5 protein-coding genes, 16 tRNA genes and 1 pseudogene are annotated in these 8,337 nt (G+C 48.3%); 3 read left to right on the forward strand and 19 right to left on the reverse strand.

Annotated features, from left to right (window positions below):
• Window positions 1-471: 471 nt before the first annotated feature.
• Window positions 472-1,272: an SDR family NAD(P)-dependent oxidoreductase gene (locus PSHG_RS08310; protein WP_010271773.1), complete on the reverse strand. Its 801-nt coding sequence runs from the start codon at window positions 1,270-1,272 to the stop codon at window positions 472-474.
• 249 nt (window positions 1,273-1,521) lie between these two features.
• Here PSHG_RS08310 and PSHG_RS08315 point away from each other — a divergent pair, with 249 nt between their 5' ends.
• The 3 genes and pseudogenes from PSHG_RS08315 (at window position 1,522) to PSHG_RS08325 (ending at window position 4,108) form a co-directional block, all read left to right on the forward strand.
• Window positions 1,522-2,370 (forward strand): helix-turn-helix domain-containing protein, encoded by an 849-nt coding sequence (locus PSHG_RS08315; protein ID WP_010271775.1) that lies wholly within the window; start codon window positions 1,522-1,524, stop codon window positions 2,368-2,370.
• A gap of 256 nt (window positions 2,371-2,626) precedes the next feature.
• Window positions 2,627-2,806, forward strand: a pseudogene (locus PSHG_RS08320) (SDR family oxidoreductase); the annotation flags it as partial.
• 144 nt (window positions 2,807-2,950) lie between these two features.
• Window positions 2,951-4,108, forward strand: coding sequence for an epoxide hydrolase family protein (locus PSHG_RS08325; protein WP_010271780.1), 1,158 nt, complete (start codon window positions 2,951-2,953; stop codon window positions 4,106-4,108).
• A 340-nt stretch (window positions 4,109-4,448) separates the two neighbouring features.
• On the opposite strand, the gene PSHG_RS08335 is transcribed toward PSHG_RS08325, so the two are convergent.
• The 18 genes from PSHG_RS08335 to PSHG_RS08420 all read right to left on the reverse strand — a co-directional run bounded on the left by PSHG_RS08335 (window position 4,449) and on the right by PSHG_RS08420 (window position 8,325).
• Window positions 4,449-5,636, reverse strand: a complete 1,188-nt coding sequence (locus PSHG_RS08335) for an MFS transporter (RefSeq protein WP_010271781.1) — start codon at window positions 5,634-5,636, stop codon at window positions 4,449-4,451.
• 130 nt (window positions 5,637-5,766) lie between these two features.
• The gene (locus tag PSHG_RS08340; protein WP_010271784.1) at window positions 5,767-6,069 is read right to left on the reverse strand and encodes an ArsR/SmtB family transcription factor; all 303 of its coding nucleotides are present in this window, start codon (window positions 6,067-6,069) and stop codon (window positions 5,767-5,769) included.
• 727 nt (window positions 6,070-6,796) lie between these two features.
• A tRNA-Leu gene (locus PSHG_RS08345) sits at window positions 6,797-6,878 on the reverse strand.
• Between the two features lie 32 nt (window positions 6,879-6,910).
• Window positions 6,911-6,987: transfer RNA gene (locus tag PSHG_RS08350), tRNA-Arg, on the reverse strand.
• 35 nt (window positions 6,988-7,022) lie between these two features.
• Window positions 7,023-7,108, reverse strand: a tRNA-Leu gene (locus tag PSHG_RS08355).
• A gap of 7 nt (window positions 7,109-7,115) precedes the next feature.
• A tRNA-Cys gene (locus tag PSHG_RS08360) sits at window positions 7,116-7,189 on the reverse strand.
• A gap of 6 nt (window positions 7,190-7,195) precedes the next feature.
• Window positions 7,196-7,270, reverse strand: a tRNA-Gly gene (locus tag PSHG_RS08365).
• 5 nt (window positions 7,271-7,275) lie between these two features.
• Window positions 7,276-7,347, reverse strand: a tRNA-Gln gene (locus tag PSHG_RS08370).
• A gap of 43 nt (window positions 7,348-7,390) precedes the next feature.
• Window positions 7,391-7,466 (reverse strand) — tRNA-His (locus PSHG_RS08375).
• Between the two features lie 20 nt (window positions 7,467-7,486).
• Window positions 7,487-7,560: transfer RNA gene (locus tag PSHG_RS08380), tRNA-Trp, on the reverse strand.
• Window positions 7,561-7,564: 4 nt separating this feature from the next.
• Window positions 7,565-7,650: transfer RNA gene (locus PSHG_RS08385), tRNA-Tyr, on the reverse strand.
• Between the two features lie 7 nt (window positions 7,651-7,657).
• Window positions 7,658-7,733: transfer RNA gene (locus PSHG_RS08390), tRNA-Thr, on the reverse strand.
• Between the two features lie 15 nt (window positions 7,734-7,748).
• A tRNA-Phe gene (locus tag PSHG_RS08395) sits at window positions 7,749-7,824 on the reverse strand.
• 23 nt (window positions 7,825-7,847) lie between these two features.
• Window positions 7,848-7,924: transfer RNA gene (locus PSHG_RS08400), tRNA-Asp, on the reverse strand.
• A gap of 6 nt (window positions 7,925-7,930) precedes the next feature.
• Window positions 7,931-8,004, reverse strand: a tRNA-Met gene (locus PSHG_RS08405).
• A gap of 12 nt (window positions 8,005-8,016) precedes the next feature.
• A tRNA-Val gene (locus PSHG_RS08410) sits at window positions 8,017-8,092 on the reverse strand.
• Between the two features lie 17 nt (window positions 8,093-8,109).
• Window positions 8,110-8,184 (reverse strand) — tRNA-Glu (locus PSHG_RS08415).
• A 49-nt stretch (window positions 8,185-8,233) separates the two neighbouring features.
• A tRNA-Ser gene (locus PSHG_RS08420) sits at window positions 8,234-8,325 on the reverse strand.
• Between the last annotated feature and the right edge of the window lie 12 nt (window positions 8,326-8,337).

Genomic DNA, 8,337 nt, shown 5'->3' on the forward strand with positions numbered 1-8,337 from the left:
TCATTGTCATCGTTATGTCAGTTTTCGGCATTTTTCTAATACTCGCAACACGAGCAGATAATTCCCAAGATGATCTGAACAGGCATTCGGCCAATGGCTTAAGGTGAATTTAGGGATATCCCAGTGTACGTAGGAACGTATCAAAAAAGGCCTTCCCGCAGCGCAAGACCCTAATGCACCTGATCGTGAAGAGGATCACGCTGGACGACAGGAAGCACATCGGCAGCGTCGAGCTCGCCTTCAACGAGGAGACCGAAAAGCATTTTTTTAGCTTAACCCCTTCCGCTGAACCAATAGCGCAAGGGGCTTTTCCTTTATCCGACACTTTGAGCATTCTGTTACCCTGCACTATGGACAATGTCATACTCTGGCTGATTCGCACCTTACTGTACAGATACATCAAGTCACACCATGCAAACAATATTACCGCTAAATTCGTTTACTGTAGATCCTCAAAAGAACCGGATCCCGCTATCCGTGTCTTTTTGGCCTTGACATGCGTTCCATGAACAAGGCTACCCTGCGCCTGCTCAAAAATCGAATCATTTGACCCATAAGGTAATTGTTACGGCCATCGATGATATAGCTGCGTCTCTGATCAATCCCGCGAAATCCGGCCTGTACAACCTTCTCCGGGGTCGAGAGCTTTTGGCCCGCCCCCATTTCCTCACTGCCGACCGCATCGAAAAACCCCGTCTCGGTTGCACCTGGACACAGTGCGAGCACGCGAACGCCTCGCCCGCGCGTTTCCGCCCATAGCGCCTCGGAGAAGGACAATACGAATGCTTTGGTAGCCCCATAAACGGCTGAATAAGCACAAGGCATGAATGCGGCCATCGATGCCACATTAACGATGACTCCGTCCTTTCGCCTCAGCATATCGGGCAGCAACCGATGCGTAAGATCGACTAACGCTGCCGTGTTCAGCATGATCTCCTCCTGCTCGCGCTCCGGGTCTATTTCTTCGAAACGGCCATAGGTGCCAACGCCTGCGTTGTTGATGAGAATATCCACGGACAAGCCCCGTTCGGAAATTTGTTCGGCCAATTGGCGCGAGGCGTTCGCTTTGGACAAATCGCAAGCGAGTGCATAAGCCTGTACGCCATACTGGCGGTTGATTTCCTTGGCCATTGAATCCAGTTTGTCCTTGGAGCGCGCTGCCAGAACAACATGACAGCCTTGTGCCGCCAGTTCGTTGGCATACGTTTTCCCTATTCCGGATGAAGCACCGGTGACTACTGCTAGCTTGTTACGATAAGTATATTTGATCAAGAAAAAAACCTCCTATTTAGAACTTATCTGACATAAATTATCTTTATCGTACTGTCGACAGGCATGGGTTAACCACATCATGTTTATACTATTAGCGGGATTAATAGCCTCAGTACTCGTTATGGTTCTCTTTTGTAGAAACGGCATTCAACAGAGACTATAATAATCATGTATAGAGTGCTTTTGGTCTATTTGGTGAATAGCGATATGTATCTTCCATATGAGTAAATAGAGGTGACCCACTTGAAAATGAATCGTTCCTCATCCGCATTGGGTGACTTCCTTAAATCGCGCAGAGAGCGGTTGCAGCCTGCGGAGGCCGGGATTCAGCCGCTGCCCGGACGAAGACGCACTCCGGGACTTCGAAGAGAAGAAGTCTCTTATCTTGCCAATATAAGCGTCACTTACTATGCCTGGCTGGAGCAAGGCAAAGAGGTTAATCCTTCGCCGGAAGTGCTGCTAAGTATCAGCAAAGCGCTTCAGCTTGACGAAGACGAGCAGAAGCATCTATTCGATCTGGCCAATGTAGATGTGGCGAGCGTCGTCACAGTGCCAAATAACGATGGGCCGGATACGGGAGTTCTGCAGAAAATCGTAAATCAACTGCATTATCCTTCTTTTATCACAGACGAAGGTACGGATGTTATCGTCTGGAATCGGGCGGCTGAACTGATCGTAGCCGATTTTGGCAGTCTGCCGGACAACGAACGGAATATGATGGACATTATGTTTTTAAAGCCTGATTACCGCAACAGACTGGTGAATTGGGAAGGAGCTGCCCGTTACTCTGTAGCCGTTCTGCGGGCAGGCTTCGATTTTTACAAGAACAACCCGTTATATATGGAACGGTTTGAACGCTTGACGCGGGAAAGCGTGGAGTTCGTACATTTCTGGGAGCTATATGAAATCAAACAAAAACGCGTAGCCACTGCTTTATTCCGTGTTCCTGACGCACAGGAGATGGAGTTCGAGCTCCATTCCGCGGCTGTAATCGATAATGACCCGGGATTGCACTGGTGTTTCTTTGTTCCGGTGCCCGGTTCAGGCACGGAGGAGAGATTATTGCGTTTACTTGAGCAGGACAGGCAGCTGCCGTAGACTGTTACTCCTGTTAAAAGAATAGGCGTGCTGTGCTAGCACCCTCCAGTTGTTTGTATGATTCAGTGGAAGACAAAGATTGGAGGGTATTTGGTATGCAAACATGGTTCATTACAGGAGCGTCAGGAGGATATCAGCCGATTGAGCGGGTTGGAGAGACTCTATCAAGGAAACCATGAGAACGTTCGGAAAGCTGGATATTGTGGTCAATAACGCGGGGAACATCATTACAAAACCTGTTTGGCGATGTTACGGAACTACCGAGCTTTTCACGGTTGGCAAAACACACGAACAAATCCAGGGACTAGCCAACATGAACGCCTTTGGACGTCTCGGAGAGACCGAGGACATTGCAGGTGTGATCCTCTTTCTTGCGAGCGAAGAATCGCAGCGGGTTACGGGACAAACCATCCGTGTTAATGGTGGATTCATTTAGGACGTGCTGAAAACTAAATCGATTTATGGTATGGTTTGAGAAAACGATTAGAGCATTCTATCATGATTGTACACCATACGGTTTTTGCACCGGTCAGCTTGAGGGATATAATGACGATGTATTAAGAAGAGGAGGGAAATCATTTTGACTATTGAACGTTTTCAAATTCAGGTCTCTGATGAAATCCTGAACGATCTGCAATACAGAATCCATCACATCCGTTGGCCGGATCAATTGGAAAATGCGGATTGGGAACGGGGCACGGAATTAAATTACTTAAAATCGCTAGTTTCGTATTGGAGGGACCATTATGATTGGCGCGCACAAGAAGCCAAGTTAAACCGCTTCTCCCAGTTTCGCTGCAAGATCGATGGGATCGACGTGCACATTGTACATGAACGCGGTAAAGGTCCTGACCCTTTGCCCCTGATTCTTACTCACGGATGGCCCGACAGTTACCTTCGTTACCAAAAAATCATACCGCTGCTTACGGATCCGGCCAGCCATGGAGGCAACCCCGAGGACGCTTTTGATGTAATCGTCCCTTCATTACCTGGCTTTGGATTCTCCAGCCGTCCTAAACATCCCGGGGTCAACAATTTTCGTGTCGCCGAAATGTGGGTTAAGCTCATGACCGAAGAATTAGGCTACAGTAAATTCGCTGCCGCCGGTGGGGATATGGGCTCCGGTGTGACCAGATACCTGGCGGCAAACCATCCCGAACGGTTATACGGAATCCATCTGACCGATATCGGGATTATCCGAGATCTCATAGCTTCATCTGATCAGGCCACGCTTTCGGAAGAAGAGCGGCAATACCAGAATAATGCTTCGGCATGGATGGCTCAAGAGGGCGGCTATATGTCCATTCAATCGACGCGCCCCCAAACCCTCGCATATGGACTTTCCGACTCGCCCGTAGGTTTGGCCGGTTGGATGACGGAGAAATTCCGATCATGGAGCGATTGTAACGGCGATCTTGCGCAAAAATTCAGCGAGGATGAACTCCTTACGCATATTATGTTGTATTGGGTGACGAACACCATAGGTTCGACAGCGCATATGTATTATGATAATGCGCATTCTTTGCCGCCAATCGGCTACATCGAGGTTCCGACTGGCCTTGCCCTATTCCCGGCGGATATCCTGTTGCCGCCCAAGGAATGGGCCATGCGCAACCTGAATGTAACCCGCTGGACTTCGATGCCCCGCGGCGGACATTTTACCGCTATGGAGGAACCAGAGCTTTTTGCCGATGACATTCGCGCATTCTTCAGACCTTTTAGAACGAAAAGCTGGTGAATCAGAACCGTATCGAAAAGCATTGGAAGCCGTGCGAGCGGATCCCTAGTACATTGAAAAAATGAATATTTTTGTAGTAAACCACAACCCGGAATTGATTTCGAATATTTTTGACGCAGTATTTCATGTGTTTGGCCCTAACTGGCCGAAAACAGCAAGTACCTATATAGGCGTTCAAGCGCCAGCCGGTCCTGAATGGCTTATCGAAATAGACGCTATCATGATCTTCCCATACTGTCGTTTAGTTGTCATGCATCATCTTCGAAAACCAGAAGATGATGCATGATAGTCGTTTGCAATCAGGTGCAAATTCAATTCATTTAATGGATTTTTTTAGACTTCATCCGGAATACTTTGCGGTACCTTGACTGCCGGCACTCATTCGCATCCTCAAGAACGATACCACCACGATCGCAATAGCGACTCCAACCATCCCGACCCATGTAATGGATGACAGAGACACCCGGTCGACCATCACGCCTCCGATTGCAGCACCCGCAGCCATGGACAATTGCATCATGGATTGGTTCAGGCTCAGCATGATTCCAGAATAATTCGGTTCAATCCGAACCAGATTGACTTGTTGCGTTGGACCGGAGGACCATGCCGCAAACGACCATAAGATCAGGAGGATGACAATCGGCAGCCACGAATGCGTATAGGTAACGGTTAGAGAAAGGAGAAGCAGCGCTATGACGTGCAAGAGCATTCCCCCTGACAGTGTCGGGAATACGCCCCATTTATCCGTGCTGAAACCGCCGAATTTCGATCCGAGCAGGCTAGCGATGCCGAAAGCCAACAGCACACCGCTCAGTATCCCTTCTTTCAATCCGGCAACATTAAGTAGATACGGTGAAATGTAGGTGTAGGCGATCGAGTATCCACCGAGCCAGAAAAAGGTAATCGCCAGACCTAGAGCTACGTTTCCGTGTTTCAAGAAGGCAAATTGCTTGGACAACGGAATCGGTTTATCCCCTTGAACTCGAGGGATGATAGCGTACAGAACGAACATAGCCGCCAGACCGGCCAGTGCCAATATACCAAAAACAGCCTTCCATCCGAGTTGAGCTGCAACGATACGACCAAGCGGCACGCCGATAATCAAGGAAGCCGTAAAGCCCATCACCACGGTAGCAATCGCGCTGGCTTGTTTGCCTGGGGCGGCAATTTTCGCGGCGATGTCCAAAGCGGTTACCACGACCATTCCCGCGCCAAGAGCCATGATGACGCGAGCTGCTAGAAACGATGCATAGCCAGGCAAAACGAATGACAGTACATTCCCAATTACGAAGATACCTAGCGCCCAAACCAGCAGTTTGTGTCTTTCCGCCTTAGCAGTCAACGCCATAAGGATCGGGGTGCCAATGGCGTATACAAAGGAAAAAATCGTGACTAACTGCCCCGCAGAAGTAATGGAAATACCCATTGTATCCGAGATCTTATCCAAAATGCCGGAAATAACGTACTCGGATGTACCCACCAAAAAAGTAACTAAAGCCAATAAATAGACTTTCCACGTATTAGACAATGCATTCACTTCTCCTTTTGTTATTTAATAGTTATCGATTTGAGGACCCGTTAATCGAATGTATATATCGTAATATGTCGATATGTTTGACCGAAAAAAAACTGAATACGTTTAAGGTATTCAGTTTAGATTAGAGTTTCTGATTCAAATACGCAGCCAACTCGCTAATCTTCTCTTCGTCTCGTTTGTAGTACGTGTATTTGCCAATCCGCTCGGTTCGAATCAATCCGGCCCGTTGAAGAATGGACAAATACTGCGACGCTGTCGATTGTGTCATGTTCAACTTATCCGTCACTTGACTGACACATACCCCGATTTCCCTCATATCCACTCCTTCATGGGGCACAAAATGTTTTTCGGGCTCCTTAAGCCACTGTAAAATCTGTAATCTCGACTCGTTAGACAACGCTTTGAACACTTCAATTGGATCCATGCCTTTTATTATATCTACATTTTGCGATATGTCAATCCAGATGAACAACCAAGCCTCGTTAGTCGCAAGACAGACAATGGGGCAAGCTATACAAATGATAAGCGAGGAACCTGTTTCAGCTGCTGATTGGGCAGACTAATGAATGGGGTGTTAGTGCCAACACCGTCATTCATTATCATGCCAATATTCGTTCAGCACTTCAACAAGAATACATCACAGATCGAATCCCTTCTAATCATGCCGACATAATCATTCGTCCGAAGGAGTCGTTTGTGGGCATACAGCGCCTTAGAAGCTAATCAACTTTTAGAAATTATCAAAAGCATCAAGAATGAGCGGCTGTAATCTTGGGAGCTTTTATGGATTAAGGAGGAGTGAGGTTGTAGATCTAAAATGGTCTGCCATTGATCTGTTCAATAAAACGATCACGATCAGACATACGGTCACTTCTGGTTCACTGAATGGAAAGTTAATCCCGATTGAGAAGATCGAACAAAGAACAAAGCCTGCTACTTAAGAAAAATAGCATGCGCCATATCCGCTTCATGATCTACGCCATAGTTGCGCCACTCTGCTCTTGAGCAATGGCGTCAGCATGAACAGCATATTTATTTTCACTTAGTGTACGTTTCCAAAGTTTCTTCAACCAATATGATTAAATGAAGAGAAATTAAAATATAAAAAAGCTCATTAGAAATTCTCTCTAATGAGCTGCTCATTATTAATGTGGTACCGGCGAGAGGACTCGAACCTCCACCCTTTCGGACTCGATTTTGAGTCGAGCGCGTCTGCCATTCCGCCACGCCGGCATATTGAATATTCTTATTCACCGCTAAATCGGTGGCGTGCCCTAAGAGATTCGAACTCCTGGCCTTTTGATTCGTAGTCAAACGCTCTATCCAGCTGAGCTAAGGGCACTCATTATTTAGGATCTTTATCTATCTCATGTAAAGTGCCGAAGACCAGACTTGAACTGGTACGGTAGTCACCTACCGCAGGATTTTAAGTCCTGTGCGTCTGCCGATTCCGCCACTCCGGCAAAATAGTGGAGGCGCCACCCAGATTCGAACTGGGGGTAAAGCTTTTGCAGAGCTCTGCCTTACCACTTGGCTATGGCGCCATATAATGGAGCGGAAGACGGGAATCGAACCCGCGACCCTCGCCTTGGCAAGGCGATGCTCTACCGCTGAGCCACTTCCGCATAAACTGGGGATCCAGGATTCGAACCTGGGCATGACGGAGTCAAAGTCCGTTGCCTTACCGCTTGGCTAATCCCCACTATGTAGGCAGCGTTGATGTTGATATAAATTGAAATAATCAATGGGGCGATCGACGGGAATCGAACCCGCGGATCCCGGAGCCACAATCCGGTGCGTTAACCACTTCGCCACGACCGCCATGATTAAAGTAAGCACTTTGGCAGGGGCAGCAGGAATCGAACCCACACCAAAGGTTTTGGAGACCTTTGTTCTACCTTTAAACTATGCCCCTTTAATGGTGGAGGATGATGGATTCGAACCACCGAACTCGTAAGAGAACAGATTTACAGTCTGCTGCGTTTGGCCACTTCGCTAATCCTCCATAACAATGGTGCCGCCGAGAGGACTTGAACCCCCAACCTACTGATTACAAGTCAGTTGCTCTACCAATTGAGCTACAGCGGCTTATCTACTCGCTAATGGTGGCTCGGGACGGAATCGAACCGCCGACACGAGGATTTTCAGTCCTCTGCTCTACCGACTGAGCTACCGAGCCTAGCTATTCGGTTGTAAAAAGAATGGCGGAGCTGACGGGATTCGAACCCGCGGTCTCCTGCGTGACAGGCAGGCATGTTAGGCCTCTACACCACAGCTCCAGGTTATTGCGGGGGCAGGATTTGAACCTGCGGCCTTCGGGTTATGAGCCCGACGAGCTACCGGACTGCTCCACCCCGCGATAATAATGATATGGTGGACGCTGACGGGATCGAACCGCCGACCCTCTGCTTGTAAGGCAGATGCTCTCCCAGCTGAGCTAAGCGTCCATATGTAAATGCAAAGTTGGTGACCCGTACGGGATTCGAACCCGTGTTACCGCCGTGAAAGGGCGGTGTCTTAACCGCTTGACCAACGGGCCATACTTATCAGTATACCACATTACTACAAGATTGAGTATAGAAAAATTGTGGCGGAGAGAGAGGGATTCGAACCCTCGAGACGCTTTTGACGCCTACACGATTTCCAATCGTGCTCCTTCGGCCAGCTCGGACACCTCTCCGTATGGCTCCCC

This window comes from Paenibacillus senegalensis JC66 (genome assembly GCF_000285515.1).
Lineage (GTDB): Bacteria > Bacillota > Bacilli > Paenibacillales > NBRC-103111 > Paenibacillus_L > Paenibacillus_L senegalensis.

Bases quoted from the DNA above. Each gene is read 5' to 3' on its own strand.
- PSHG_RS08340 (WP_010271784.1), bottom strand. From the start codon at position 6,069: ATGGATCCAATTGAAGTGTTCAAAGCGTTGTCTAACGAGTCGAGATTA.
- PSHG_RS08315 (WP_010271775.1), top strand. From the start codon at position 1,522: ATGAATCGTTCCTCATCCGCATTGGGTGACTTCCTTAAATCGCGCAGA.